Here is a 25,819-nt window from a genome sequence, read left to right as displayed (position 1 = left end):
GGCGGTCATGGCATCTCCTGCACGTCGCGCGAGTTCGATCCGTCCACGTGGTCGGTGCCCGACATGCCGCGCGAGGCGAGCAGCACCACCAGGAACAGCGCCGTCATGGCGAAGCCGATCACGATGGCCGTCAGCACCAGCGCCTGCGGCATCGGGTCGGCGTAGTGCAGCAGGTCCTTCGGCACGCCTTCGGCCAGCACCGGTTCCTTGCCCACGGCCAGGCCCAGCCGGCCCATGCTGAAGATGAACAGGTTCACGGCATACGACAGCAGCGCCAGCCCCATGATGACCTGGTAGGTCCGGGGGCGCAGCACCAGCCACACGCCCGATCCCGCGAGCACGCCGATCGCGACGGCCAGAACGATTTCCATCAGCGGTTCCCTCCCGGTGCCGTGGCGGCGGCTCCGCCGCGGGCGCCCTCCAGCGCCACGGGCAGTTTGCTTTCGGCCGCATGGGCCGACTGCGCGGACTGCGCCGATTCTTCCGCCTCGCGCTCCTCCGCGAGGCGGGCGTGGTAGCGGTGGCCGCGCACCGACTGGTGGGCGATGGCCGTCAGCATGAGCAGCGTGGCGCCCACCACGAGCGCGAACACGCCGATGTCGAAGAAGAGGGCGCTGGCCACGTGGATCTCGCCCACCACCGGCAGGTGCAGGTGGGCGGTGTGGCTGGTGAGGAACGGGTAGCCGAAGAACAGCGCGCCCGCACCCGTGCCGAGGGCGAACAGCAGTCCGGTGGCGATCCAGCGGCGCGGGTACAGGGCCAGGTGCGCCTCCACCCACTGCGTGCCCGAAATGATGTACTGCAGCAGCAGGCCCACGGAGAGCACCAGGCCCGCCACGAAGCCGCCGCCGGGCTGGTTGTGCCCACGCATGAACATGTAGAACGACACCAGCAGCGTGAACGGCAGCAGCAGCCGCACCAGCACGGCCGGCACCATCAGGTATCCCACGGCGGTGTCCGTGGCGTGGCGGGGGTTGAGCAGGTCGGTCTGCAGGTCGGCGGGCATGTTGCGCTGCTGTTCCGGCAGGTCCATGGCCTCGCGCGCGGGGCGGAAGCGCCGCAGCAGCGCATACACGGTGAGCGCCACGATGCCCAGCACCACGATCTCGCCGAAGGTGTCGAAGCCGCGGAAATCCACCAGCATCACGTTCACCACGTTGGTCCCGCCGCCTTCGGACTGCGCGCGTTCCAGGAAGAAGGTGGACGTGCTCTCGGGGAACGGCCGGCTCATCATCACGTAGGCCAGCCAGCCCAGCCCGCCGCCGGCGAACAGCGAGATCACCAGGTCGCGCGCGCGCCGCAGCCGCGGCAGGCCGACGACCGGCGCCACTTCCCGCAGCCGCTCGTCGCGCCGCGGCAGCCAGCGCAGGCCCAGCAGCACGAGCACCGTGGTGACGACCTCCACCACGATCTGCGTGAGGGCGAGGTCGGGCGCGGAGAACCAGAGGAAGGTGATGCAGGTGCACAGCCCCGCGCCGCCCAGCAGCGTGAGCGCGGCCAGCCGGTGGTATTTCGCCTGCCAGGCCGCGCCGACCGCGCAGACCGAGCCGACGACCCAGATCGCGACGAAGGCGGGCGACAGCGGCAGCGTGCCGCGATCGCCCAACTGCAGCCCGCGCGACCACAGCGGCAGCGCGCCCGCCACGAGCGCCGCCAGCACCAGCCACAGCATCTGCCACTGCAGCCGCAGCGTGCCGAGCATGCGGCGGCCGCGGTAGCCGGCGAGCGTCACCACCGTGAGCACGGCCTCGAAGATGCGCTTGCCGCTCACGCGGTAGATGAGCGGGGGGGCGTCGATCCGGCCCGCCTCGCGCTGGCGGCGCAGCAGCAGGTAGAGCGCCGTGCCGCCCGCGAGCGCCACCAGGCTCATCACGAACGGCGTGTTGAAGCCGTGCCAGATCGCGAGGCTGTACTCGGGCAGATCGCCACCCACCACCGGCAGGGCCGCCGCGGCCAGGTAGCGGCCCACCGACCAGGCCGGGAAGATGCCGACCACGAGGCAGGCCAGCACCAGCAGTTCGACCGGCACGCGCATCCAGTGCGGCGGCTCGTGCGGCTCCCTCGGCAGATCCTGTGCCTTCGGCCCCCAGAAGACGTCCACCGTGAAGCGCAGCGAATAGGCCACGCTGAAGACACCGGCGATCGTGGCCGCCACGGGCAGTGCCGTGGCCACGATGGGCGAGGCCTCGAGGAACACGGTTTCCGCGAAGAACATTTCCTTCGAGAGGAAGCCGTTGAGCAGCGGCACGCCGGCCATCGCCGCGCTCGCCACCGTCGCCAGGGTGGACGTGATCGGCATCATGCGCCGCAGGCCCGAAAGGCGCCGGATGTCGCGCGTGCCGCTCTCGTGGTCGATGATGCCCGCGGCCATGAAGAGCGACGCCTTGAACGTGGCGTGGTTCATGATGTGGAAGACCGCGGCCACCGCCGCGAGCGGGCTGTTGAGCCCGAGCAGCAGGGTGATGAGCCCCAGGTGCGAGATCGTGGAATAGGCCAGCAGCCCCTTCAGGTCGTGCTGGAACATGGCGGCATAGCCGCCGATCAGCAGCGTGAGCAGCCCGGCCCCGCCGACGATCCAGAACCACGGTTCGGTGCCTCCCATCACCGGCCACATGCGCGCCAGCAGGAACACGCCGGCCTTCACCATGGTCGCCGAATGCAGGTAGGCCGAGACGGGCGTGGGAGCCGCCATGGCGTTCGGCAGCCAGAAGTGGAACGGGAACTGCGCGCTCTTGGTGAGCGCGCCCAGCAGCACCAGCACCAGAGCCGTGAGGTAGAGGGGGTGGCCGCGCACCAGCTCGCCGGCGGCCAGCACGCGGTCCAGGTCGTAGCTGCCGACGATGTGCCCCAGCACCAGCGCGCCGGCCAGCAGGCACAGACCGCCCGTGCCGGTCACCGTCAGGGCCATGCGGGCGCCGCTGCGCGCGTCCTTGCGGTGGTGCCAGTAGCCGATCAGCAGGAAGGAGAACAGGCTGGTGAGCTCCCAGAAGAACACCATCTGTATGAGGTTGCCCGAGATCACCACCCCGGTCATCGCGCCCATGAACGCGAGGAAGAACGCGAAGAAGCGCGGCACCGGATCGGCGGCCGACATGTAGTAGCGCGCATACAGCACCACCAGCGCCCCGATGCCCAGCACCAGCATGCAGAACATCCACGCGAACCCGTCCATCCGCAGCACGAGGTTCAGCCCGAGCGAGGGCAGCCAGGAAATGTCCTGCCGCACCACGCCGCCCGCCGCCACCTCCGGGAAGTAGAGGGCCGCCTGCACCGCGCAAAACAGCGCCACGGCGCCCGCGAGCGTCGACTCGGCGTTGCGCGCGTTCGCCGGCAGCAGGGCCGCCAGCAGGCTGCCTGCGAAGGGCAGGAGGACGAGGAAGATCAGGGACATGCGCGGACCATTCTACGGGCAAGGTCCGCGCCAGCCGCTATGAAAACCCGAGCAGACTCCGGTGTATGGGCGCACCCCGGCGGGGTGACCTGGACCGCAGCGCCCAGCGCGCGGCGGCCGCCGTGTTCACAGCTCTTCCACGCGCCGGGCCGGGTAGCTGTCCCAGCTCTGGCAGCCGGGGCATTGCCAGAAGTGCTGGCGCGCCTCGAAGCCGCAGGCGGCGCAGCGGTAGCGCGTGAGCGGCTTGGCCGCCTGGTCGAGCGCCCGCTGCACCTGGGGATGGAATTCCTCGTGCTCCAGCCGCTCCTGCGCCAGCCACTTGGCGGCGGCCACCAGCGAGGGCTCCTTCTCCAGGTGGCGCACGTACCAGTCGCGGGGCGCTCCGCCGGCCGCGCCCGCGGCCGTCTCCATCGCCACGATCGCGTCGAGCACGTCCAGCGACGGGGCCTGGGCGTAGTGCTCCGCGAGCAGCTGCGCGACCTCGGCCTGCCGGCCCGTCGACGCCGCCAGCTCGATCAGCAGTGGCGCCGCGAGCGGCAGGGCGCCGGGCGACTGCCGCGCCAGCGCCTGCAGCGTCGCGAGGGCCGCCGCCGCATCGCCGCGGCGCTGCTGCAGGCGTGCCAGCTCGATGCGCGGGCGCGGTGCGCCGGGGGCGGACACCATGGCCTCTTCGAACTGCGTCTGGGCGGCTTCCAGATCGCCCTGGGCGGCACGTGCCAGTGCCTGCTCGCAGAGGTAGTGCGCCTGGCGGGTGCTGAAGTCCCCCTGCTGGGAATCGTGCATCTTGCGCGCGATGGCGGTGGCCTGCGGCCAGTCGCGGGAGCGCTCGTAGATGGCCAGCAGCGCCAGCCGCGCCTGGCCCTCGAAGGGCGTGCCCTCCAGGCGCTGCAGCGCGTCTTCCGCCCGGTCCAGCAGGCCGGCCTTGAGGAAGTCGAGCGCCAGCGCATGCTGAGCCCGCTCGCGGTCGGTGCGGTTCAGGTCGCCCCGCGACAGCAGGTGCTCGTGCACGCGCACCGCGCGGTTGTATTCGCCGCGGCGGCGGAACAGGTTGCCGAGCGCGAAGTGCAGCTCCGACGTGTCCGGATCGTTCTGCACCGCCTCGATGAAGGCGTCGATCGCCTGGTCCTGCTGCTCGTTGAGCAGGTAGTTCAGGCCCTTGAAGTACGCCTTCGGTGCGCGCCGGTTCTCCTCGCGCAGCTGCCGCAGGTCGAAGCGGGAGGCCAGCCAGCCCAGCACGAAGGCGAGCGGCAGCCCCAGCAGCAGCCAGCTCAGGTCAAATTCCATGGATCGGGGGCTGCTGCTGCAGATCGACGGTGGGGACCGCGGGGGTGGCGGCGGGGCCGGGCGCTGCGGCCATGCCCGCGGCGGCGGGTGCGGTGGCCGGGAGTGCGGCCTCCGCGCGCCGGGCGGCGCGCAGGTGCTTCCACCAGCGGGGCACCATGCCGAGCACGCCGACCACCAGTCCGAGAGCGAAGGCGGCCAGCACCACCAGCACCAGGGGCGCGGTCCAGCGCGTGCCGAAGAAGAAATGCACCGTCGTGTCCTGCTGGTTGTTCAGGGCGAAGGCGAACAGGGTGAAAAAAATGGCTGCCTTCAGCAGCCACAGGAAGTATTTCATGCGTCTCCCCGAGGGTGGGGCGATTCTACGGGCAGGGCGTGGTCGCGGAGGGCCGGCAGACGTGGCTCAGGGCTTGCCGGCCGCGATGTCGCCGGGCGCGCCGATGCCCATCTCGGCCGTGCGCTGGTCCACGGCCTCGCGCAGCGCCTTGCCGGGCTTGAAGTGGGGCACGCGCTTTTCCGGAATATGCACCGCTTCCCCGCTGCGCGGGTTGCGGCCCATGCGGGGCGGGCGGCGGTTGACCGAGAAGCTGCCGAACCCGCGCACCTCGATGCGGTGGCCACGCACCAGGGCGTCGCCCACGGCATCCAGGATGGTCTTGACGGCGGCTTCGGCATCGCGCTGCGTGAGCTGGCCGAAACGTGCGGCGAGTTCTTCGACGAGGTCTGATCGGGTCATGGAATGCTCACTTGTAAAAAAGCGGCGGGCGCACGAGGCGCCCGCCGCTCGCGGCCGTGCGTTGGGCACGGCCTTCCGTCGCCTTGCGGGGCGGCAGGTTCCGATTACTTGTCGGAATTGTCCAGCTTGGCGCGCAGCAGGGCGCCCAGGCTGGTCGTGCCGGCGCTTTCGCGGGCCGACTGCTGCGACAGGGACGCCATCGCGCCTTGCTCGTCGGCCATGTCCTTGGCCTTGATCGACAGCTGGATGTTGCGGGTCTTGCGATCCACGTTCACCACCACGGCCGTGACTTCGTCGCCTTCCTTCAGCACGTTGCGGGCATCTTCCACGCGGTCGCGGGAGATTTCCGAAGCGCGCAGGTAGCCCACGATGTCTTCGCCGAGGTCGATTTCAGCGCCGCGGGCGTCCACGGTCTTGACCTTGCCGGTCACCGTCTGGCCCTTGTCGTTCACCGTCACGAAGGTGGTGAACGGGTCGCCGTCGAGCTGCTTGATGCCCAGCGAGATGCGCTCGCGGTCCACGTCCACGGCCAGCACGATCGCCTCGACTTCCTGGCCCTTCTTGTAGTTGCGCACGGCGGCTTCGCCGGGCTCGTTCCAGGACAGGTCGGACAGGTGCACCAGGCCGTCGATGCCGGCAGCCAGGCCCACGAACACGCCGAAGTCGGTGATCGACTTGATCGGGCCCTTCACGCGGTCGCCGCGCTTGGTGTTCTGCGCGAACTCCTGCCACGGGTTGGCCTTGCACTGCTTCATGCCCAGGCTGATGCGGCGCTTGTCTTCGTCGATCTCGAGGACCATGACTTCGACTTCGTCACCCAGCGACACGAGCTTGGACGGGGCGATGTTCTTGTTCGTCCAGTCCATTTCGGAGACGTGCACCAGGCCTTCGATGCCGGGCTCGAGTTCCACGAACGCGCCGTAGTCGGCGATGTTCGTGACCTTGCCGAACAGGCGCGTGCCCGAGGGATAGCGGCGCGAAACGCCCATCCAGGGATCGTCGCCCATCTGCTTCAGGCCCAGCGAGACACGGTTCTTCTCGGTGTCGAACTTCAGGATCTTGGCCGTGATTTCCTGGCCGGCCGTCACCACTTCCGAGGGGTGACGCACGCGGCGCCATGCCATGTCGGTGATGTGCAGCAGGCCGTCGATGCCGCCCAGGTCGACGAACGCACCGTATTCGGTGATGTTCTTGACCACGCCCTGCACGATGGAGCCTTCCTTCAGGGTTTCCATCAGCTTGGCGCGCTCTTCGCCCATGGAGGCTTCCACCACGGCGCGGCGGCTCAGCACCACGTTGTTGCGCTTGCGGTCGAGCTTGATGACCTTGAATTCCATGGTCTTGTTCTCGTACGGCGTCAGATCCTTGATCGGACGCGTATCGATCAGCGAACCGGGCAGGAAGGCGCGGATGCCGTTGACCAGAACCGTGAGGCCACCCTTGACCTTGCCGCTGGTCGTGCCGGTGACGAATTCGCCGGATTCCAGGGCCTTTTCCAGCGCGAGCCACGAGGCCAGGCGCTTGGCGGTGTCACGCGACAGGATGGTGTCGCCGTAACCGTTTTCGATCGAGCCGATGGCCACGGAGACGAAGTCCCCGACCTGCACTTCGACTTCGCCCTTGTCGTTCTTGAACTCTTCCAGGGGCACGTAGGCTTCGGACTTGAGGCCTGCGTTCACCACGACGAAGTTGTGCTCGACGCGCACGACTTCGGCGGTGATGACTTCACCCGGGCGCATTTCGGTGCGCGTCAAGGACTCTTCAAAAAGGGCGGCAAAAGATTCAGACATGTATTTCCTAGGTCCGCGGGCGCGTTTCCGCCGGCACCATTGCCGGCGTTTCTATCGTTGCCTGCGGGGGTGTGGCTTGTGGGCCACGGTTGGGGTTGAACACTCCGCAAGGGCCGCGCGCTGCAGGCGCGGGAAGGGCCTCGCGGGCCGTCGTCACCCTTGCGCGGGCTGCGCGAAGGGCTGCAGGCGCTGCCACCAGACGAGCACCTGCTCGACGGCCTCGTCGACCGACAGCAGGGAATTGTCCAGCACCAGCGCATCCTGCGCGGGCTTGAGAGGCGCGACCGCCCGGGTGCTGTCCCGGACGTCACGCGCCTCCAAATCCGCGCGAAGGTCGTCTATGTTAGCCGAAATCCCCTTTGAAATCAACTGTTTATGGCGCCGTTCCGCACGGCAGGCGGCGCTCGCCGTGAGATAGACCTTCAGCGCGGCCCCGGGGAAGATCACCGTGCCCATGTCGCGTCCGTCCGCCACCAGCCCCGGCAGCCGCCGGAAGCTGTGCTGCAGTGCCACCAGCGCCTCGCGCACGGGGGGCAGGGCCGAGACGCGGGAGGCGTTCATGCCGGCCTCCTCGGTGCGGATCGCGTCCGTCACGTCGTCCCGGCCGAGCCAGATCCTGCCCTCCTCGAAGCGCACGGGCAGGGTGCGCGCCAGGGTGGCGATGGCGTCCTGGTGGGCGGCGTCGATCGACAGACCCGCGCGCAGGGCCGCTAGGGCGGTGATGCGGTACATGGCGCCGGAATCGAGGAACCGGTAGCCCAGCCGATGCGCCACCGCGGCGGCCACCGTGCCCTTGCCCGAGGCCGTCGGCCCGTCGATGCAGATCACGGGAATCCGTTCCACGGGCGTCTGCGCGACCGAGAACAGCGCCTCGAAATAATCGGGAAACGTCTTCGCGACGCATTTCGGGTCTTCGATGCGCACCGGCAGATCCGCCGGGTTGAACGCCGCGAGCGAGAAGCACATCGCGATGCGGTGGTCGTCATAGGTGTGGATGCTCGCGGCGCGCCAGTCGGCCGGCGTGGCGGGCGGGGTGACGCGCAGGTAATCCGGGCCTTCCTCGACGGTGGCGCCCAGGCGGCGGCAACCCTCGGCCATCGCGGCGATGCGGTCCGTCTCCTTCACGCGCCAGCTCGCGATGTTGCGCAGCGTGGTCGTGCCCTGGGCGTAGAGCGCCATCACGGCCAGCGTCATGGCCGCATCGGGAATGTGGTTGCAGTCGAGGTCCACGGCCTTCAGCGGCCAGGCGCCGCGGCGCACTTCCAGCCAGTTCGGCCCGCCGGTCACTTCCGCGCCCATGGCGCGCGCCGCCTCGGCGAAGCGGATGTCGCCCTGGATCGAATCCAGCCCCACGCCCTGGATGCGCAGCGGCCCGCGCGCCGCATCCGGCGCGGCGAGCGCGCCGAGCGCGATGAAGTAGCTGGCCGAGGAGGCATCGGCCTCCACGTGGATCGTGCCCGGCGAGCGGTAGCGGCTGCCGGCCGGGATCGTGAACCGTTGCCAGTCGTCGTGCCGCACCGCGATGCCGAAGCGCTGCAGCAGTTGCAGCGTGATGTGGATGTAGGGGCGCGAGATGAGCTCGCCCACCACCTCGATCACCACGTCCTGCGCGCGCGCCACCAGCGGCAGTGCCATCAGCAGGGCGGTCAGGAACTGGCTGGAGACGTCGCCGCGCACCCGCACCGGGGCGTCCAGCGCCAGCGGCGGCACGCCCCCCGCATGCGCGATCCGCAGCGGTGGGAAGCCCGGGTTGCCCAGGTAGCTGATCTGGCAGCCGAGCTGCAGCAGCGCTTCCACGAGGTCGCCGATCGGCCGCTCGTGCATGCGCGGCACGCCCGAGAGCTCGAACTCGCCGCCCAGCAGCGCGAGCGCCGCCGTGAGCGGACGCATGGCCGTGCCGGCATTCCCCAGGAACAGTTTCGCCGGAGAGCGCGCGGGCGCAGCGCCCAGGCCCGTGATGCGCACCACGCCCTGCGCCGCGCCGCTCTCATCGACGCCGCAGCCGATCTCGCGCAGCGCGTCCAGCATCACCCGGGTGTCGTCCGAGGCGAGCAGGTCGTGCACGTCGGTCGTGCCCTCGCTCAAAGCGGCCAGCAGCAGCACGCGGTTGGAGATGCTCTTGGAGCCCGGCAACTGCACGGTGCCGCCCGCGGCGGCCAGGGGAGGGAGGTCGAGGAAGGCGGTGCTGTACATCGGCGGAACGGAGCAACTAGGAGGCGCGGCGCGCGCCCATGCGCCAGTGCGCGCGGGTCTCGCTGGCCAGGGTGATGAGGTCTTCGAGCGCCTGGCCGTCGCCCTGCTGCATGGCCTGCTCCATCTGCTGGAGTGCCTGGCCGAAGTGGCGCGACTGCGCCAGCAGCTCCTCGCGGTTGGCGAGCAGGATGTCGCGCCAGATCTTCGGGTCGCTGGCGGCGATGCGCGTGAAATCGCGGAAGCCCGGGCCGGCGAGCGAGAGGAAGGTGTCGGCCTCCGGCTGGGCGTTGATGCCGTTCATCAGCGCGAAGGCGAGCAGGTGCGGCAGGTGGCTCACCGCGGCGAAGGCCGCGTCGTGCGATTCCGGCGACATGCTGCGCACCTTGCAGCCGAGCGCGGTCCAGAGCGCCTCGGCGCGGCGCAGCTGTCCGGTGAGCGTGCGCTCGGTCGGCGTCAGGATGACCTGCCGCCCGGTATAGAGCTCGGCCTCCGCGTGATCGACGCCGGAGGATTCGCTGCCCGTGATCGGATGCGCCGGCACGAACGAGCCGATCTGGTCGCGCAGCGCGCTGCGGGCGGCCTGCACCACGTCGGCCTTGGTCGAACCCACGTCCATCACCAGCATCTGCGGCGTGACGAGGTGCTTGATGGCCCGCAGCGTGGATTCCGTGGCCGCCACCGGCACCGCCAGCAGCACGATGTCGGCGCCGGCCACCGCGAGCAGGGCGGAGGGCGCCTCGACGTCGATCACGCCCATCTGGCGCGCGCGGTCGGTGGTGGAGGGCGACTTGCTGTAGCCGACCACGCGCTTGACGAGGCCGGCCTTCTTCATCGCGAGCGCGAACGAGCCGCCCATCAGCCCGCAGCCGATGAGGCCGAGCTGCTCGAACACCGGGGGGGGCGATGCCGCGCTCATGGCGCCACCGGGTAGGTGCCCAGCACCTTGTAGAACGCGCACAGCGAGCGCAGTTCTTCGAGGGCCTTGCCCACGTGCGGCTGGCTCGGGTGGCCGTCGAGGTCGATGTAGAAATAATATTCCCACTGCCCCGTGCGGGCGGGGCGCGACTCGAAGCGCGTCATCGACACGCCATGCGTCTTGAGCGGCACCAGCAGGTCGTGCACCGCGCCCGGGCGGTTGGGCACCGACACCACGAGGCTCGTGCAGTCCTTGCCGGAAGGCGGCGGCGTCTGCAGCGTGTGCGGCAGGCAGATCACGGCGAACCGCGTGCGGTTGTAGGCGTCGTCCTGGATCGCGTGCGACACGAGGTGCAGGCCGAACTGCGTGCCCGCCCGCTCGCTGGCGATGCCGGCCCACGCCGGGTTGCCGGCGGCCAGGCGCGCGCCCTCGGCATTGCTCGACACGGGGCGGCGTTCCGCATGCGGCAGGTGCTTGGAGAGCCAGGCCTGGCACTGCGCCAGCGCCTGCGGATGCGCCAGCACCACCTCGATGCCTTCCAGCGAATCGGACAGGCGCAGCAGGTTGTGCCGCACCAGCAGGCTGACCTCGCCCACCACGTGGCAGGGCGTGTGCAGGAACAGGTCGAGCGAGCGCGTCACCACGCCTTCGACCGAGTTCTCCACGCCCACCACGCCGTACTGGGCGCTGCCCGCGGCGGTGGCGTGGAACACCTCGTCGAAGTTGGCGCAGTACATCAGGTCGGCCGCGCCGCCGAAGAATTCCACGGCGGCCTGCTCGCAGAACGTGCCTGCCGGGCCCAGCACCGCCACGCGCTGGGGGGATTCCAGCGCCAGGCAGGCCGACATGATCTCGCGCCAGATCGCCGCGACGTGCGGGCCCTTGAGCGGGCCCGGGTTGGCCGTCTGGATTTTTTCGATCACCTGGGCGACGCGGTCGGGGCGGAAGAAGGGCGTGCCTTCGCGCTTCTTGACCTCGCCGACGCGCTCGGCCACCAGCGCGCGCTGGTTGAGCAGGGTGAGCAGCTGCTGGTCGATGTTGTCGATCTGCACCCGCAGGCTGGCGAGATCGGGGGAGGCTTGTGGGGAAGTGGACATGGCTCGGTCGATCGGATCGGTACTGCGGGCGGCGCGCGGCGGCCGGAAGGGGCCGCGGTGCGCCGCCGCGTTTCAGGCGCTGCGCTGCTCGAATTCCTGCATGTAGGCGACCAGCGCCTCCACGCCCGCGAGCGGCATGGCGTTGTAGAGGCTCGCGCGCATGCCGCCCACCGACTTGTGGCCCTTGAGCTGCAGCAGCCCGCGCTCTTTCGCGCCGGCCAGGAAGGCATCGTTGCGCGACTCGTCGCGCAGGAAGAAGGGAATGTTCATCCGCGACCGTGCGTTCGGCGACACCTTGTTCACGTAGAACTGCGACTGGTCGATGAAGTTGTAGAGCAGCCGCGCCTTCGCGACGTTGCGCGCCTCCATCGCCGCGACGCCGGAGAGCCCGCCCTCGCGCTGGCGCTTGAGCCATTGGAACGTCAGGCCCGCGATGTAGATGCCCCAGGTGGGCGGCGTGTTGAACATCGACTGGTTGTCGGCCACCACCTTGTAATCGAAGGCGCTCGGGCAGGCGGGCAGGGCGTGGCCCAGCAGGTCTTCGCGCACCACCACCAGCGTGAGGCCGGCGGGGCCGAGGTTTTTCTGCGCGCCGCCGAAGGCCAGGCCCACGCGCGACCAGTCCACCGGGCGCGAGGCCACGTGCGACGAGAAGTCGATCACCAGCGGGGCATCGCTGCCCAGCGCGCGCAGGTCCGGCAGTTCGTGGAATTCGATGCCGTGGATCGTCTCGTTGCTGCACAGGTGCAGGTAGCTCGCGCCGCGGCTCAGCTGCCAGCTCGCCGGATCGGGCAGGGTGGTGAAGCCGCTGTCCTCCGCCGACGCGGCGACATGCACCTCGGAAGCATACTTGCGCGCTTCCTTGAGCGATTTCTGGCTCCAGCTGCCGGTCACCACCACGTCCACCGTCGCGGCGCGCGACAGGTTCAGCGGCACGATCGCGTTCTCGGCCAGTCCGCCGCCCTGCATGAACAGGATCTTGAAGTTCTGCGGCACGGCGAGCAGCTCGCGCAGGTCCGCCTCGGCCTGTTCGTAGATCGACAGGAATTCCTTGCCCCGGTGGCTCATCTCCATCACGCCCATGCCGCTGCCGTGCCAGTCCAGCATTTCGGAGGCGGCCTGCTGCAGGACTTCGGCAGGGATGGCGGCGGGGCCGGCGGAAAAGTTGTACGGGCGGTTCATCGGTTCAGGCGATCGAAAAGGCCGTGCCGCGCGGGGCGGCAGGGCCGTTGGGGAAAGGCGTCCGGCGCGGGCCGAGGGGCCTGTGCCGGCGCACTGCGCGGTCACGCGTCGGCGGAGCCGTCCGTGCCGGAGTCCGCTTCCGGGCCGGCATCGGGCGCCGGCTCGTCGCCGTCCTCGGCCACCACGGGGTTCGCGTCGTTCTCGACGATGCGCTGCAGGCCGCTCAGCTTCGCGCCCTCGTCGAGCGCGATCAGCGTCACGCCCTGCGTCGCGCGGCCCAGCTCGCGGATCTCGCCCACGCGGGTGCGCACCAGCACGCCCTTGTCGGTGATCAGCATGATCTCGTCGTCGGCATGCACCAGCGTCGCGGCCACGACCTTGCCGTTGCGCTCGCTCTGCTGGATGGCGATCATGCCCTTGGTGCCGCGGCCGTGGCGGGTGTACTCGACGATGGAAGTGCGCTTGCCGTAGCCGTTCTCGGTGGCCGTGAGCACGCTCTGCGTCTCGTCCTCGGCCACCAGCATGGCGATCACGCTCTGGCCTTCTTCGAGCATCATGCCGCGCACGCCGCGCGCCGCGCGGCCCAGCGGGCGCACGTCGTTCTCGTCGAAGCGCACGGCCTTGCCGCCGTCGGAGAACAGCATCACGTCGTGCTTGCCGTCGGTGAGCGCCGCGCCGATCAGATAGTCGCCGTCGTCCAGGTTCACGGCGATGATGCCGCCCTTGCGCGGGTTGCTGAACTCGTCGAGCGCCGTCTTCTTCACGGTGCCCATGCTGGTCGCCATGAACACGAAGCGGTCGGCCGGGAAGGTGCGCATGTCGCCGGTGAGCGGCAGCACCACGTTGATCTTCTCGCCTTCCTGCAGCGGGAACATGTTCACGATCGGCCGGCCGCGCGAGCCGCGCGAGCCCGCCGGCACTTCCCACACCTTGAGCCAGTACAGCCGGCCGCGGTTGGAGAAGCACAGGATGTAGTCGTGGGTGTTGGCGATGAAGAGCTGGTCGATCCAGTCGTCTTCCTTCGTGGCCGTGGCCTGCTTGCCGCGCCCGCCGCGCTTCTGCGCGCGGTATTCGGACAGCGGCTGGCTCTTGATGTAGCCGGTGTGCGAGAGCGTCACCACCATGTCGGTCGGCGTGATCAGGTCCTCGGTGGAGAGATCCTGCGCGCTGTGCTCGACCAGGGTGCGGCGCATGCCGAGCTTGTGCTGGCCGAACTCCTGCTTGATCGCGGTGAGCTCGTCGCCGATGATGGCCGAGACGCGCTCGGGCTTGGCCAGGATGTCCAGCAGGTCCTCGATGACCGCCATGATGTCCTTGTACTCGGCGACGATCTTGTCCTGCTCCAGGCCGGTCAGGCGCTGCAGGCGCATCTGCAGGATTTCCTGGGCCTGCGTTTCCGAAAGGCGGTAGAGGCCGTCCTGGCCCATGCCGTATTCGCGCTCCAGGCCCTCCGGGCGGTAGTCGTCGGCGTTGACCACGCCGCCGTCGGCGCGGGAACGCGTGAGCATCTCGCGCACCAGCTGGCTGTCCCAGGCGCGGTTCATCAGCTCGGTCTTGGCGATCGGCGGCGTGGGCGATTCGCGGATGATGCGGATGAAATCGTCGATGTTGGCCAGCGCCACGGCGAGGCCTTCCAGCACGTGGCCGCGCTCGCGCGCCTTGCGCAGCTCGAACACCGTGCGCCGCGTCACCACCTCGCGGCGGTGCTGCAGGAAGACGACGATCAGGTCGCGCAGGTTGCACAGCCGCGGCTGGCCGTCCACCAGCGCCACCATGTTGATGCCGAAGGTGTCCTGCAGCTGCGTCTGCTTGTAGAGGTTGTTCAGCACCACCTCGGGCACTTCGCCGCGCTTGAGCTCGATCACGAGGCGCATGCCCGACTTGTCGGACTCGTCCTGGATGTGGCTGATGCCCTCGATCTTCTTCTCGTGCACCAGTTCGGCCATGCGCTCCTGCAGCGTCTTCTTGTTGACCTGGTAGGGCAGCTCGTCGACGATGATGGACTGCCGCTGTCCGCGGTCGATGTCCTCGAAGTGGCAGCGCGCGCGCATGATGACCTTGCCGCGCCCGGTGCGGTAGCCGTCCTTCACGCCGTTGATGCCGTAGATGATGCCCGCGGTGGGGAAGTCGGGCGCGGGGATGATCTCCATGATCTCGTCCACCGTCGCATCCGGGTGGCGCAGCACGTGCAGGCAGCCGTCCACCACTTCGTTCAGGTTGTGCGGCGGGATGTTCGTCGCCATGCCCACCGCGATGCCGGCGGAGCCGTTCACCAGCAGGTTGGGCAGCTTGCTGGGCAGCACCAGCGGCTCTTTCTCGCTGCCGTCGTAGTTGGGGCCGAAGTCGACGGTTTCCTTGTCGATGTCGGCGAGCATCTCGTGCGCGATCTTCGAGAGGCGGATTTCGGTGTACCGCATCGCGGCCGCGCCGTCGCCGTCCACCGAGCCGAAGTTGCCCTGGCCGTCGACCAGCATGTGGCGCAGCGAGAAGTCCTGCGCCATCCGCACGATGGTGTCGTACACCGCGCTGTCGCCGTGCGGATGGTATTTGCCGATCACGTCGCCGACGATACGCGCCGACTTCTTATAAGGGCGGTTCCAGTCGTTGTTCAGCTCGTGCATCGCGAACAGCACGCGGCGGTGAACTGGCTTGAGGCCGTCCCGCGCATCCGGCAGCGCGCGGCCGACGATCACGCTCATCGCGTAATCGAGATAACTGCGCCGCATCTCCTCCTCGAGGCTGATGGGCAGGGTTTCTTTGGCGAACTGGGTCATGGGGATCGGCGATCAGGATCGGGGCGGCGGAGGTCGGACATTCTAAGGCGCAACGCCTTGTCGCAAGTGCGCAACAGATCGGGGGGTAAAGCGCTTTTGTCCTACGGTTGAGGGTTGGGGTGCGGTCACTTTGCCTTGTTACGTATGGCACAATCAATTCAACGTTTTTGGTGATGGTCACTAACGACGTCCATATTCGCAGCGCGGCTGCGGCTTTTTCCCCAAGAGGAGAACCATGAAGAAACTGAACAAAGTGGCGATGTTGTTGGCCTCTGCCGTGCTGGCTACCTCGGCTGGTGCCCAAGTCAAGGCCGCTGACGGCGGCAAGGTGATCGACAACTGGCAAAACGGCACCGGCGAGCTGGTGTGGAAGAACGGCACCAACGAACTGTGCTGGCGCGATGCCAACTGGACGCCCGCCACCGCCGCTGCAGGCTGCGACGGCGCCCTGGTGGCCCAGGCTGCTCCGGCTCCTGCCGCAGCCCCCGCACCTTCCGCTGCTCCGGCTCCTGCTCCCGCTCCGGCTCCCGCCGTGGCCAGCAAGGTGACCTACGCCGCCGACGCTTTCTTCGACTTCGACAAGTCCGTGCTGAAGCCCGAAGGCAAGGCCAAGCTGGACGATCTGGTCTCCAAGGTCAAGAACGTGAACCTGGAAGTCATCATCGCCGTGGGTCACACCGACTCCATCGGTACCGATGCCTACAACCAGAAGCTGTCCGTGCGCCGCGCCGAAGCCGTGAAGGCCTACCTCGTGTCCAAGGGCATCGAGAAGAACCGCGTCTACACCGAAGGCAAGGGCGAGAAGCAGCCCATCGCCGACAACAAGACGAAGGAAGGCCGCGCCAAGAACCGTCGCGTGGAAATCGAAGTGGTCGGCACCCGCGCCAACTGATTTCGACAGGTTTCCAGCCTCTGAAAGCCCCGGTCTCCGGGGCTTTTTTTATGGCCGCGCGGCGATGGGGCACAATTTGGCAATGAGCCCATCCTCCGCCAACGTCGACCCGGCCGAACTGGCCAAATTCTCCGAACTGGCCCACCGCTGGTGGGATACCGAGAGCGAGTTCCGGCCGCTCCACGAGATCAACCCGCTGCGGCTGGGATGGATCGATTCGATCGCACCGCTGCACGGGCGCCGCGTGCTCGACGTGGGCTGCGGCGGCGGCATCCTGGCGGACGCCATGGCCCGCCGGGGGGCCGAGGTCACCGGCATCGACCTGGCCACCAAATCGCTGAAGGTCGCGCAGCTCCACGCCCTGGAAACCGGCACGCCGAATATCCAATACCGTGAAGTCAGCGTCGAGGCGCTGGCCGACGAATCTCCGGCGGCATTCGACGTCGTCACCTGCATGGAAATGCTCGAGCACGTGCCCGATCCCGGCTCGGTGGTTCAGGCCTGTTCACGGCTCGTCAAACCGGGTGGCTGGGTGTTTTTCTCCACCATCAATCGCAATGCGAAGGCGTTTCTGCTGGCGATCGTGGGCGCCGAATATGTGCTGGGTATGCTGCCACGCGGAACGCATGAATATGCCAAGCTGATCAAACCCAGCGAATTGGCCACCGCGTGCCGTTCCGCGCATCTGGACGTGCAGCATTCCCGTGGAATGGAATACAACCCGTTGACGCGGCGTTATGCGCTGAGTGGGGATACCAGCGTCAATTACCTGCTCGCGTGCCGGAGGGCGCAGGCGTGATGGCGGAAATGCCCCCTTTCCCGTCCCGCGTGAGTGCGGTGCTCTTCGACCTCGACGGCACGCTGGTGGACAGCGCGCCCGACCTCGGCGCGGCCGCGGACAAGATGCGCACGGACCGCGGCCTGCCGTCGCTGGCCTTGGCGGATTACCGGCCCATGGCGGGCGCCGGTGCGCGCGGCATGCTCGCCGTGGCGCTGGGCATGGCGCCCGACCATCCCGACTTTCCGGCCCTGCGGGAGGAGTTCTTCGTCAACTACGAAGCCTGCATCCACGACCGCACGATCGTCTTCGACGGCGTCGAGGCGCTCATCGAACGGCTGGCGCAGGCCGGCCTGCCGTGGGGCGTCGTCACCAACAAGGCCACGCGCTTTTCCGTGCCCCTCACGGAGGCGATCCCATTGTTCCGCACGTCCGGCGTGCTGGTGAGCGGCGACACCACGCCGCATGCCAAGCCGCATCCCGCGCCCCTGCTGGAAGCCGCGTCCCGCCTGGGCGTCCCGCCCGAAGAGTGCCTCTACGTCGGCGACGACGAGCGCGACATCGTCGCGGGTAACGCGGCCGGCATGGGCACCGTCGCGGCGCTCTACGGCTACCTCGGCCAGCACAAGGAGCCGGAGCTTTGGGGGGCGCACTGCGCAATTAAATTTCCCCTCGACCTCTTGCAATGGCTTCCCAGGGCCTAAAATGGGAGGTCTGGGGCTGCCCTGGTTTCGACGTGGGTTCGGAATCGGTGTGGTGCATGTCGAGCTTGATTGGCGCTCGTAAATCTGCATTCAACAAACCAACTGCAAACGACGAACGTTTCGCACTCGCCGCTTAAACACCGGTGAGCCTTGCAACAGCACGCTGACGGGCTGGGCAAGGGGGCCGCAAGGCCTCCCGGCTGCAAGGTTATTCACGTCAGCTGGCCTCCTGCCGGGTACCTTGGCATGGGGCGAGATCCAAGGGTGCTGGCCTTCCTTGCAGCGTGCGACTGCGCGGCTCGGAAGGTGAGATCCAAAACAGACCGCTAAACATGTAGATCTGCCCGAAGAAGGCTTGCGGACGCGGGTTCAATTCCCGCCAGCTCCACCACTCAGGACACCGCCACACACTGGAACTCCCAGCGTGTGGCGGTTTTTTTATGCCCTGCAGGGTCTGGTGTTGAATTGGGCCGTGGGCGGTTGGATGCCTGGCGCATTCTGATCCGGCTCTGTCGCCGCCAGCGGCAAACGCACGCACGCGGTCGCCCCCCCGCCCGGCGACTCCTCCATCCACATGCGGCCTTTCATCAGCTCCGCATACCGCGTCACGATCGCCAGGCCCAGCCCTGCGCCCTGGCCGAGGCGCTGGCCTTGCTCCCCCTGCATCCAGCGCCGGGCCAGGGGAGCGTCTTCGCCATCGCCGCCACCCTCCAGGCTCCCATCCATGCCGGGTCCGTTGTCGGCCACGCGCAGCACCGCCCAGGGCGCAGCGCACTCCAGGATGACCGTGATGCGCGGCGGCTCTCCGCGGCCGTAGCGCAGGGCGTTGTCCAGAAGGTTGTGCAGGAGGCCTTCGATCAGGCCGGCGTCGCCGCGCACGGCGACCGGTACGTCCAGGCCTTCGGCGCCGAGGTCCACGCCGAGGGCGTCGGCACGGGGCAGGTAGCGCAGCAGCACGCCGCGCACCAGGGCGTCGAGCGCCACGGTCTGCAGGGGCAGGGCGATCTCGCCCTCGGCGGCGCGTGCCAGTGCCAGCAACTGATCGACGGTGCGGCTCGCGCGCTGTTCGGCGTCGGCGATGCCCTGCAGCTCGCTGCGCCAGACAGCGGGGTCGTCCTGGGCCAGCGCGTTGGCGGCCTGCGCGCGGATGCCGGCGAGCGGGGTGCGCAGTTCGTGGGCCACGTTGCCCGCGAATTCGCGCTGCGCCTGCAGGCCGCGGCGCACGCGGGCGAGCAGGCCGTCCAGCGCTTCGCCGAGCCGTTCCACGTCGCTCGTGCGGGCCCCGGCGGTCAGGGCGCCCGGCAGGGGCTGCAGGTCGGCCGCGTCGCGCCGTGCCATGGCGTCCTGCAGGTCGGCCAGGGGCCGCAGGTCGCGCTCGATGCCGCGCAGCAGCCACGAACCCAGCACCACCAGCAGCCACAGCTGCGCGAGCACCGAGAACAGCAGCAGCCTGCCCAGCAACTGGGCGCGCTGGGAGGTGGTCTCGGCCATCACGACGGTGTAGCCCGGCGGGCCTTCGACGCGCAGCGTGGTGCGCCGCATGGCGCGGCCCTCCACCACGGTGTCGGAGAAGCGGTAGCGGTGGTCGCCGCCGGCGATGCCGCTGCTGGTGCCGCCGGGCAGGGCGCCTGCGGCCAGGGCTTCGTCGCCGCCCAGCAGCGCGCCCGTGTCGCTCCACACCGCGAAGCGCACGGACTCGTGCTGGTCGAAGCGCAGCAGGTCCGCCTCGCGGGGCGTCAGGTCCAGGTGCAGTGCACCGTCAGGACTGCCGCGCACGTGCAGCGCCAGGGCGTGCGCGTCGTCGAGCAGCGCGCGGTCGAAGGCCTCGGCCACGAAGTGGCCGCCGACGACGAGCACCACCGCGCTGCCCAGGGCCCAGATGAGCAGCAGCGACAGCAGCACGTGCCGGCCGATGCGCTGGCGCAGCGCCGGCTTGCCCGCGGGGCGCGGCTCAGGCGGCATCTTCTTCGAGCGTGTAGCCCAGGCCGCGCAGCGTGCGGATCGCCGCGCCGCTGCCGGCGAGCTTGCGGCGCAGGCGCGAGACGAAGGCCTCGAGCGCGTTGTCGCCCAGTGCCTCGCCCGCGTCGGAGAGGCGCTGCGACAGCTCGCTCTTGCTCAGCACGCGGCCCGGCGGCGTCATCAGTTCCCAGAGCAGTTCGAACTCGCGCGCGGGCAGTTCGAGCGGCTGGTCCTCCACGCTGCAGCGGCGCGCCGTGCGATCGAGCTGCAGGCGGCCGACGGCGACGAGGTCGCCCGAGCCGGTAGCGCGCCGCGCCAGGGCACGCAGGCGCGCCTCCACTTCCTTGAGTTCGTAGGGCTTGCCGAGGTAGTCGTCGGCGCCGGCGTCCAGGCCGGCGATGCGTTCCTCGGTGCTGTCGCGCGCGCTCAGCACCAGCACCGGCGTGCGGTCGCCGCGGGCGCGTGCGGCGCGCAGCGCGGCGAGGCCGTTGCCCAGTCCGCTGCGGGCCTGCGGGCCGTGGGGCAGGTTCAGGTCCAGCAGCACCGCGTCGAAGGGCTGCACGGCCCACCAGTGCCGGGCCTCTTCCACGTTGCGGGCGAGTTCGACGCGGTGGCCCGCGCGTTCGAGTCCCTGCGCCATGGTGCGGCTCAGGACGGGGTCGTCTTCCACGAGAAGGATGCGCATCGCGGCGAGGAAAGGGGCTACGTGGGGCTACGTGGAACTACGCACGCTGAGGGTCAGCCCGCGATCAGGTTGGACGGCAATAGTGCCCTCGCCAGCATACCGCAGCCACCGGCGCCGCCGCGTGGCCGCAATGCGCGGCGAAATCACAAGGAGACGCATCGATCATGAACAACCGCAATCTCGTCCGGGGCCTGGTCCTCATGGCGCTGGCGCTGGCCTTCGGCCTGCCGTCGGTGCATTACTCGCTGGGCTCGCTCAGCCACGCGGGGCCGGGGATGTTCCCGTTCATCGTGAGCTGCATGCTGTTCGTGATCGGCGGCATCACGGTGCTGCGCGCGCGGCTGGTGGCTCCGGTGCCGCTGAATTTCAACCCGCGCAACATCGCCATCATCCTGGCCAGCCTGTGCGGCTTCGCGCTGATCTCGCACTTCGTGAACATGATCGCGGGCATCGTCTTCCTGGTGTTCTGCTCCGGGTTCGCGGGCACGTCGTATTCGGTGGCGCGCAACGTGAAGATCGCGGCGGTGCTGATCGCCATCGCGTTCGCGTTCCAGAAGCTGCTGGGCCTGAGCCTGCCGCTCTATTGAGCCGACGGAGAGCCACGACATGGACGTCCTACACAACCTCGCGTTCGGCTTCGGCCACGCCCTCACGGTCCAGAACCTGATGTTCTGCGCGCTGGGCTGCACCGTGGGCACCCTGGTGGGCCTGCTGCCCGGCCTGGGCCCGCTCGCCACCATCAGCCTGCTGCTGCCACTCACCTATTCGATGGACACGACCGGCGCGCTCATCATGCTCGCCGGCATCTACTACGGCGCGCAGTACGGCGACAGCGTGAGCGCGATCACGATGAAGATACCGCATGCCAGCAGCATCGTGGCGTGCATCGACGGCTACGCGATGACGCTCAAGGGCAAGACCGGGCTGGCGCTGTTCACGGCCGGGGTGTCGAGCTTCATCGGCGGCACGGTGGCGATCGTGGTGCTGGCCTTCCTGGCGCCCAGCCTGGGCGAGGTGGCGTTCCTGTTCGGCCCGCCCGACTACTGCGCGCTGATGCTCGTGGGCTTCGTGTGCGTGAGCTTCGTGACCACGGGCAGCCTGCTGAACGGCCTGGCGATGTGCCTGGTGGGCGTGCTGCTCGGCTCGGTGGGCACCGACGTGAACAGCGGCGCGGAGCGCTTCACGCTGGGCCTGCCGTTCCTGGCCGACGGCGTGGGCATCGTGAGCATCGCGCTGGGCTGCTTCGGCATCGCGGAGATCACGAAGAACCTGGATTCGCGCGAGGAGCGCTCGCCCTTCAACGGCAAGATCAAGCTGATCCCGACCTGGGCCGAATTCAAGCGCATCGTCCCGAGTGCGCTGCGCGGCAGCGTCGTCGGCTCGGCCCTCGGCATCCTGCCCGGTGGCGGCCCGGTGATCGCGCAGTTCGCGGCCTACGCGCTGGACAAGAAGGTCAGCAAGTACAAGCACGAGATCGGCACCGGCTGCATCGAGGGCGTGGCCGGGCAGGCCGCCGCCGACGAGGCCGCCGCGCGCACGAGCTTCATCCCGCTCATGAGCATCGGCATCCCGGAGAACGCGGTGATGGCGCTGATGATGGCCGCCTTCATCATCAAGGGCATCCAGCCCGGCCCCAACATGATCGCCGGCCACCCCGAACTGTTCTGGGGCCTGGTGGCGAGCATGTGGATCGGCAACTGCTTCCTGCTGATCCTGAACGTGCCGCTGGTGCGCTACTGGCTGTCGGTGTTCAAGATCCCGTACAACGTGCTGTTCCCGGCGATCCTGTTCTTCTGCTGCATCGGCACGTTCAGCATCAACAACAACCTGGACGACATCTACATCACCGTGGTGTTCGGCGTGCTGGGCTACCTGTTCATGCGGCTGGAGCTCGATCCGTCCCCGCTGATGCTGGGCTTCATCCTGGGGCCGATGCTGGAGGAGAACTTCCGGCGCGCGATGCTGCTGTCGCGCGGCAGCTTCGGCGTGTTCGTGTCGCGGCCGATCAGCGGCACGCTGCTCACCTTCGTCGGTGCGTTCATCCTCTGGCAGGTGGTGTCGTTCTTCCGCCAGCGGGGGCGGGCTCCCGCGGTGCCCGTGCCGGTGGTGGAGCAGGGCGCCTGAGCCGCCAGACCATACCTGGCCCGGGACGGAACCTGGGGTAAACAGGGGGGCCGCGTGAAAGCCCGCTGAAAGGCGGGCGGCGACATGATCGCCGCATCGACGACAACACCGGAGACACGCGTGGCCCCCATCCTCTCTACGGCGGACGACCGCCATCCCCTCATCGCCCGGCGCGGCCTGCTGCTCGCCGGTGCCGCCGCGGGCACGGCCGGTGCCCTGGGCCTGTGGCCTCGGATGTCGCGCGCGGAAGCCGCGTGGCCGTCCAAATCCGTGCGCTTCGTGGTGCCGTTCGCCCCGGGCGGAAGCTCCGAGATCGTCGCCCGCTCCACCGCGGCCGAGCTGTCGAAGACGCTGGGGCAGAACGTGTACGTGGACAACAAGCCCGGCGCCGCCGGCAACATCGCCATGTCGGAGGTGGCGCGCGCCGACGACCAGCACACGATCATCCTGGGGCACATCGGCACGCTGGCCGTCAACCCGTACATCTTCTCCAAGCTGCCGTGGTCGCCGAGCGACTTCAAGCCGGTGAGCCTGCTCGCGAAGGTGCCGAGCCTCTACGTGGTGCATCCGGACGTTCCCGCCAAGAACCTGCGCGAATTCATCGCCTACGCCAAGCGCAATCCCGCCAAGCTGAGCTACGGCTCCGCCGGCAACGGCAGCGCCGGCCACCTGGCATTCGAATACCTCAAGATGGCCTCGGACGTGTTCATGCTGCACGTGCCCTACAAGGGCACAGGCCCCATGCTCACCGACCTGATCTCGGGCCGCGTGGATGCCTCCGCCATCGGCGCGGCGGCGATCATTCCGTTCATCAAGTCGGGCAAGGTGCGCTGCATCGCCACGGGTTCGGCGCAGCGCCTGCCCCAGTTGCCAGACGTGCCGACGGTGGCCGAGCAGGGCTACCCCGGCTTCGAGATGACCCAGTGGTACGGCATGCTCGCACCCGCCAGCCTGCCCCAGGCCCACATCGACAAGCTGGCCGCGGAGACCATGAAGGCGGTGAAGGCGCCGGAATCGATGCGCAGGCTCTCCGGCGATGCGGCCGAGGCGATCGGCGGAACGCCCGCGCAGTTCGCCGAGTTCATCGCATCGGAGCAGGCGCGCTGGAAGAAAGTGATCGCCCGGGCGCAGATCAAGCCCGATTGACCTCGGCACGCGCGTGCGCCTGCATGGCGCGCGCCGCCCGCGGCCTGCACAATCGGTGGCCGGACCATTCCGGCACACTGAACGACACCGCATGCGACTGCTCCTCGCCGAAGACGAAGCGGCCCTGGCCGACTGGCTGGTGCGCACCCTGGCCCAGGGCGGCAACCAGGTGGACTGGGTCGCCGACGGGCGCCTGGTGCGCCGGGCCCTGCGAGCCGAACGCTACGACGCGCTCATCCTCGACCTGGGCCTGCCCGGGCTGGCGGGCGACGAGGTGCTGAAGAGCCTGCGCGAGGACGACGACCCGGTCCCTATCCTCATCCTGACGGCCCGCGATACGCTGGCCGAGCGCGTCGCCACGCTGAAGGCGGGCGCCGACGACTTCCTCGCCAAACCGTTCGAGGTGGAAGAACTGGAGGCCCGCCTGCTCGCGCTCACCCGCCGGGCCCGCGGGCGCGAGACCCGGCGCTTCACCTGCGGCAACCTCACGTTCGACGCCACCACCAAGCGGTTCGAGGCCGGCAACGCGCTGCTCACCCTCACGGCCCGCGAGCACGCCCTGCTGCGGACGCTCATCCAGAGCGGCGGTGAACCGCTCACCAAGCGGGAACTGCTCGACCGCGTGTTCCCGGACGACTCGGGCGTGCAGGCGGAGGCGATCGAGGTGCTGATCCACCGCCTGCGCAAGCGCCTGACCGGCACCGGCGTGCAGATCGCGACGCTGCGGGGACTGGGCTACCTGCTCGAGCCGGCCGCATGAATGTCGATGCGCTGCACCGCGTCAGCCTGCGCAGGACGCTGATCGTGGTGCTGCTCGCCGGCGTGATGGTCGGCAGCTTCGTGCAGGTCTGGCTGACCTGGCACACGGCGCGCTCGGCCGTGGATGCCGCCTTCGACCGGTCGCTGTTCGGTGCGATCAAGGCGATCGATGCCAACGTCTCCACCGAAAGCGGCGGCCTGGCGGTGGAGCTGCCCTATGCGCTGTTCGAATTCTTCGAGCTGACGGCCGCCGGGCCCGTGTACTACCGCGTGGCCACGCAGGACGGGCTGGTGGAGATCGGCAACCCCGACCTGCCGATGCCGGCGCCCCATCTGCTGCGGGACCGTCAGCCGCATTTCGAGACCGTGGACTATGCGGGCGAGACCGTGCGCGTGGGCACCTACACGCGGCCGCTGCGGCATGCCGTGGGCGGCAGCAGCGACCGGCGCCTGGTGGTGCAGGTGGCCGAGCCGTTCGCCTCGCGCGAGCAGTTCAGCCGGCAGTTCCTCGTCGGCGCGATCGGGCCGGACCTGCTGCTGGCGGCGCTGGCCGCCGGCATGGTCGCCGCGGCCGTGGCGTGGTCGCTGCGCCCGCTGCGGCAACTGCGCCGGGACCTGCAGGCGCGCGCGCCGGACGACCTCTCGCCGATCGACACCCACCGCGTGCCGCGCGACGTGCTGCCGCTGGTGGAGGCCATGAACCAGCACATCTTCCGCTACCGGGAACTGCTGGAGGGCCAGCGCCGGTTCGTGGACGACGCATCGCACCAGCTGCGCACGCCGCTCAGCACGCTGCTCACCCAGGTGACCTTCACCCAGCGGGCCGGCGACATGGACAGCATGCAGGACGCGCTCGCGGCCCTGCGCGAACAGCTCAAGCACACGATCCGCCAGACCAACCAGATGCTGGCGCTGGCCCGGGCCGACACGCCCGACGCGGCCCTGCAGCCCGTGGACCTGGGCCGGCTCGCGGGCGACGTGACCCGGCGCCACTGGGCCGCCGCGCGGAGCCGGCGCATCGACCTCGGCTTCGAGATGCCGGAGCCGGTTCCCGCCGTGCAGGCCGACCCGGGGCTGCTGGAAGAGGCTCTGTCGAACCTGATCGACAACGCGTTGAAGTACACGCCGGAGGGCGGATGCGTCACCGTGCACGTGGCTGCCAGCGATGGGGTAGTGGTTCTGAGCGTGGCCGACGACGGACCGGGGATTCCGGCCGAAGACCTGCCGCGTGTGACCGAGCGGTTCTTCCGGGCCGGCAACACCCAGGGTTCGGGCTCCGGCCTGGGCCTCGCCATCGTCGCCGCGATCGCCCGGCGGCATGGCGCGCGCCTGGTGCTGGCGCCCGCCACGGGCGAAGGTGGCCTGGTCGTGGGCCTGGAATTCCCGCTGCCTTGAAGGCAGGAGGGCCCGCG

General features: G+C 69.2%; 21 protein-coding genes and 1 other RNA gene. 9 read left to right on the top strand and 13 right to left on the bottom strand.

Annotated features, from left to right (window positions below; all coding sequences use genetic code 11):
* Positions 1 to 5: 5 nt before the first annotated feature.
* From Q9R47_RS01030 to gyrA, 11 genes are all read right to left on the bottom strand, one after another.
* Entirely contained in the window at positions 6 to 371 is a 366-nt protein-coding gene (locus tag Q9R47_RS01030; RefSeq protein ID WP_271452729.1) for a Na+/H+ antiporter subunit C, read from the bottom strand.
* Positions 371 to 3,391, bottom strand: a complete 3,021-nt coding sequence (locus Q9R47_RS01025) for a monovalent cation/H+ antiporter subunit A (RefSeq protein WP_311231398.1) — start codon at positions 3,389 to 3,391, stop codon at positions 371 to 373. The genes Q9R47_RS01030 and Q9R47_RS01025 overlap by 1 nt, the downstream gene beginning before the upstream one ends.
* A 126-nt stretch (positions 3,392 to 3,517) precedes the next feature.
* Positions 3,518 to 4,675, bottom strand: coding sequence for a lipopolysaccharide assembly protein LapB (gene lapB, locus Q9R47_RS01020; RefSeq protein ID WP_311231397.1), 1,158 nt, complete (start codon positions 4,673 to 4,675; stop codon positions 3,518 to 3,520).
* The gene (locus Q9R47_RS01015) at positions 4,665 to 5,009 is read right to left on the bottom strand and encodes a LapA family protein (RefSeq protein WP_311231396.1); all 345 of its coding nucleotides are present in this window, start codon (positions 5,007 to 5,009) and stop codon (positions 4,665 to 4,667) included. Before Q9R47_RS01015 ends, lapB begins: the two co-directional genes overlap by 11 nt.
* Before the next feature lie 66 nt (positions 5,010 to 5,075).
* Positions 5,076 to 5,408, bottom strand: coding sequence for an integration host factor subunit beta (locus Q9R47_RS01010; RefSeq protein WP_311231395.1), 333 nt, complete (start codon positions 5,406 to 5,408; stop codon positions 5,076 to 5,078).
* A gap of 104 nt (positions 5,409 to 5,512) precedes the next feature.
* Positions 5,513 to 7,198, bottom strand: coding sequence for a 30S ribosomal protein S1 (rpsA, locus tag Q9R47_RS01005; RefSeq protein WP_311231394.1), 1,686 nt, complete (start codon positions 7,196 to 7,198; stop codon positions 5,513 to 5,515).
* Between the two features lie 153 nt (positions 7,199 to 7,351).
* Positions 7,352 to 9,391, bottom strand: coding sequence for a bifunctional 3-phosphoshikimate 1-carboxyvinyltransferase/cytidylate kinase (locus Q9R47_RS01000; RefSeq protein WP_311231393.1), 2,040 nt, complete (start codon positions 9,389 to 9,391; stop codon positions 7,352 to 7,354).
* Positions 9,392 to 9,407: 16 nt separating this feature from the next.
* Positions 9,408 to 10,283: a prephenate dehydrogenase/arogenate dehydrogenase family protein gene (locus Q9R47_RS00995; protein WP_311231544.1), complete on the bottom strand. Its 876-nt coding sequence runs from the start codon at positions 10,281 to 10,283 to the stop codon at positions 9,408 to 9,410.
* Positions 10,284 to 10,303: 20 nt separating this feature from the next.
* Positions 10,304 to 11,404, bottom strand: coding sequence for a prephenate dehydratase (gene pheA, locus Q9R47_RS00990; protein ID WP_311231392.1), 1,101 nt, complete (start codon positions 11,402 to 11,404; stop codon positions 10,304 to 10,306).
* Positions 11,405 to 11,476: 72 nt separating this feature from the next.
* Positions 11,477 to 12,586, bottom strand: a complete 1,110-nt coding sequence (gene serC / locus Q9R47_RS00985) for a 3-phosphoserine/phosphohydroxythreonine transaminase (protein WP_311231391.1) — start codon at positions 12,584 to 12,586, stop codon at positions 11,477 to 11,479.
* Positions 12,587 to 12,687: 101 nt separating this feature from the next.
* Positions 12,688 to 15,360 (bottom strand): DNA gyrase subunit A, encoded by a 2,673-nt coding sequence (gene gyrA / locus Q9R47_RS00980; protein WP_311231390.1) that lies wholly within the window; start codon positions 15,358 to 15,360, stop codon positions 12,688 to 12,690.
* A gap of 235 nt (positions 15,361 to 15,595) precedes the next feature.
* Here gyrA and ompA point away from each other — a divergent pair, with 235 nt between their 5' ends.
* The 4 genes from ompA (at position 15,596) to ssrA (ending at position 18,125) form a co-directional block, all read left to right on the top strand.
* Positions 15,596 to 16,252 carry an outer membrane protein OmpA gene (gene ompA / locus Q9R47_RS00975; protein ID WP_311231389.1) on the top strand — a complete coding sequence of 219 codons (657 nt, stop codon included), beginning with the start codon at positions 15,596 to 15,598 and terminating at the stop codon, positions 16,250 to 16,252.
* An 82-nt stretch (positions 16,253 to 16,334) separates the two neighbouring features.
* A complete protein-coding gene (gene ubiG, locus Q9R47_RS00970; protein WP_311231388.1) occupies positions 16,335 to 17,051 on the top strand; it encodes a bifunctional 2-polyprenyl-6-hydroxyphenol methylase/3-demethylubiquinol 3-O-methyltransferase UbiG in 717 nt (238 codons plus the stop codon).
* On the top strand, positions 17,051 to 17,734 hold the full coding sequence (gene gph, locus Q9R47_RS00965) for a phosphoglycolate phosphatase (protein ID WP_311231387.1): 684 nt from the start codon (positions 17,051 to 17,053) through the stop codon (positions 17,732 to 17,734). Before ubiG ends, gph begins: the two co-directional genes overlap by 1 nt.
* A gap of 12 nt (positions 17,735 to 17,746) precedes the next feature.
* Positions 17,747 to 18,125: a transfer-messenger RNA gene (ssrA, locus tag Q9R47_RS00960) on the top strand.
* 47 nt (positions 18,126 to 18,172) lie between these two features.
* Here the strand turns inward: ssrA and Q9R47_RS00955 are convergent.
* Positions 18,173 to 19,696: a sensor histidine kinase gene (locus tag Q9R47_RS00955; protein WP_311231386.1), complete on the bottom strand. Its 1,524-nt coding sequence runs from the start codon at positions 19,694 to 19,696 to the stop codon at positions 18,173 to 18,175.
* A complete protein-coding gene (locus Q9R47_RS00950) occupies positions 19,686 to 20,378 on the bottom strand; it encodes a response regulator transcription factor (protein WP_311231385.1) in 693 nt (230 codons plus the stop codon). Before Q9R47_RS00950 ends, Q9R47_RS00955 begins: the two co-directional genes overlap by 11 nt.
* A 164-nt stretch (positions 20,379 to 20,542) precedes the next feature.
* Between Q9R47_RS00950 and Q9R47_RS00945 the strand changes: the two genes are divergently transcribed.
* The 5 genes from Q9R47_RS00945 to Q9R47_RS00925 all read left to right on the top strand — a co-directional run bounded on the left by Q9R47_RS00945 (position 20,543) and on the right by Q9R47_RS00925 (position 25,802).
* Entirely contained in the window at positions 20,543 to 20,965 is a 423-nt protein-coding gene (locus tag Q9R47_RS00945; protein WP_311231384.1) for a tripartite tricarboxylate transporter TctB family protein, read from the top strand.
* A 19-nt stretch (positions 20,966 to 20,984) separates the two neighbouring features.
* Positions 20,985 to 22,502 (top strand): tripartite tricarboxylate transporter permease, encoded by a 1,518-nt coding sequence (locus tag Q9R47_RS00940; RefSeq protein ID WP_311231383.1) that lies wholly within the window; start codon positions 20,985 to 20,987, stop codon positions 22,500 to 22,502.
* A gap of 120 nt (positions 22,503 to 22,622) precedes the next feature.
* A complete protein-coding gene (locus tag Q9R47_RS00935; RefSeq protein ID WP_311231382.1) occupies positions 22,623 to 23,648 on the top strand; it encodes a tripartite tricarboxylate transporter substrate binding protein in 1,026 nt (341 codons plus the stop codon).
* Positions 23,649 to 23,739: 91 nt separating this feature from the next.
* Positions 23,740 to 24,408 (top strand): response regulator, encoded by a 669-nt coding sequence (locus Q9R47_RS00930; protein WP_311231381.1) that lies wholly within the window; start codon positions 23,740 to 23,742, stop codon positions 24,406 to 24,408.
* Entirely contained in the window at positions 24,405 to 25,802 is a 1,398-nt protein-coding gene (locus tag Q9R47_RS00925) for a sensor histidine kinase N-terminal domain-containing protein (RefSeq protein ID WP_311231380.1), read from the top strand. Before Q9R47_RS00930 ends, Q9R47_RS00925 begins: the two co-directional genes overlap by 4 nt.
* Positions 25,803 to 25,819: the final 17 nt, after the last annotated feature.

Origin of the sequence: Acidovorax sp. PRC11 (assembly GCF_031844105.1) — a bacterium.
Classification (GTDB): domain Bacteria; phylum Pseudomonadota; class Gammaproteobacteria; order Burkholderiales; family Burkholderiaceae_C; genus Paracidovorax.
The sequence above is the reverse complement of the archived record's forward strand: the minus strand, read 5'-3'. Positions and strand labels throughout refer to the sequence as shown.

What these genes read in the sequence shown, in the direction of transcription:
- Q9R47_RS01015 (WP_311231396.1), bottom strand. Translation starts at nt 5,009, where the DNA reads ATGAAATACTTCCTGTGGCTGCTGAAGGCAGCCATTTTTTTCACCCTG.
- gph (WP_311231387.1), top strand. Translation starts at nt 17,051, where the DNA reads ATGGCGGAAATGCCCCCTTTCCCGTCCCGCGTGAGTGCGGTGCTCTTC.
- serC (WP_311231391.1), bottom strand. Translation starts at nt 12,586, where the DNA reads ATGAACCGCCCGTACAACTTTTCCGCCGGCCCCGCCGCCATCCCTGCC.
- rpsA (WP_311231394.1), bottom strand. Translation starts at nt 7,198, where the DNA reads ATGTCTGAATCTTTTGCCGCCCTTTTTGAAGAGTCCTTGACGCGCACC.
- ubiG (WP_311231388.1), top strand. Translation starts at nt 16,335, where the DNA reads ATGAGCCCATCCTCCGCCAACGTCGACCCGGCCGAACTGGCCAAATTC.
- Q9R47_RS00930 (WP_311231381.1), top strand. Translation starts at nt 23,740, where the DNA reads ATGCGACTGCTCCTCGCCGAAGACGAAGCGGCCCTGGCCGACTGGCTG.
- Q9R47_RS00925 (WP_311231380.1), top strand. Translation starts at nt 24,405, where the DNA reads ATGAATGTCGATGCGCTGCACCGCGTCAGCCTGCGCAGGACGCTGATC.
- Q9R47_RS00945 (WP_311231384.1), top strand. Translation starts at nt 20,543, where the DNA reads ATGAACAACCGCAATCTCGTCCGGGGCCTGGTCCTCATGGCGCTGGCG.
- Q9R47_RS00940 (WP_311231383.1), top strand. Translation starts at nt 20,985, where the DNA reads ATGGACGTCCTACACAACCTCGCGTTCGGCTTCGGCCACGCCCTCACG.
- Q9R47_RS01030 (WP_271452729.1), bottom strand. Translation starts at nt 371, where the DNA reads ATGGAAATCGTTCTGGCCGTCGCGATCGGCGTGCTCGCGGGATCGGGC.
- gyrA (WP_311231390.1), bottom strand. Translation starts at nt 15,360, where the DNA reads ATGACCCAGTTCGCCAAAGAAACCCTGCCCATCAGCCTCGAGGAGGAG.
- Q9R47_RS01010 (WP_311231395.1), bottom strand. Translation starts at nt 5,408, where the DNA reads ATGACCCGATCAGACCTCGTCGAAGAACTCGCCGCACGTTTCGGCCAG.
- ompA (WP_311231389.1), top strand. Translation starts at nt 15,596, where the DNA reads ATGAAGAAACTGAACAAAGTGGCGATGTTGTTGGCCTCTGCCGTGCTG.
- lapB (WP_311231397.1), bottom strand. Translation starts at nt 4,675, where the DNA reads ATGGAATTTGACCTGAGCTGGCTGCTGCTGGGGCTGCCGCTCGCCTTC.
- Q9R47_RS01000 (WP_311231393.1), bottom strand. Translation starts at nt 9,391, where the DNA reads ATGTACAGCACCGCCTTCCTCGACCTCCCTCCCCTGGCCGCCGCGGGC.
- Q9R47_RS01025 (WP_311231398.1), bottom strand. Translation starts at nt 3,391, where the DNA reads ATGTCCCTGATCTTCCTCGTCCTCCTGCCCTTCGCAGGCAGCCTGCTG.
- Q9R47_RS00955 (WP_311231386.1), bottom strand. Translation starts at nt 19,696, where the DNA reads ATGCCGCCTGAGCCGCGCCCCGCGGGCAAGCCGGCGCTGCGCCAGCGC.
- pheA (WP_311231392.1), bottom strand. Translation starts at nt 11,404, where the DNA reads ATGTCCACTTCCCCACAAGCCTCCCCCGATCTCGCCAGCCTGCGGGTG.
- Q9R47_RS00950 (WP_311231385.1), bottom strand. Translation starts at nt 20,378, where the DNA reads ATGCGCATCCTTCTCGTGGAAGACGACCCCGTCCTGAGCCGCACCATG.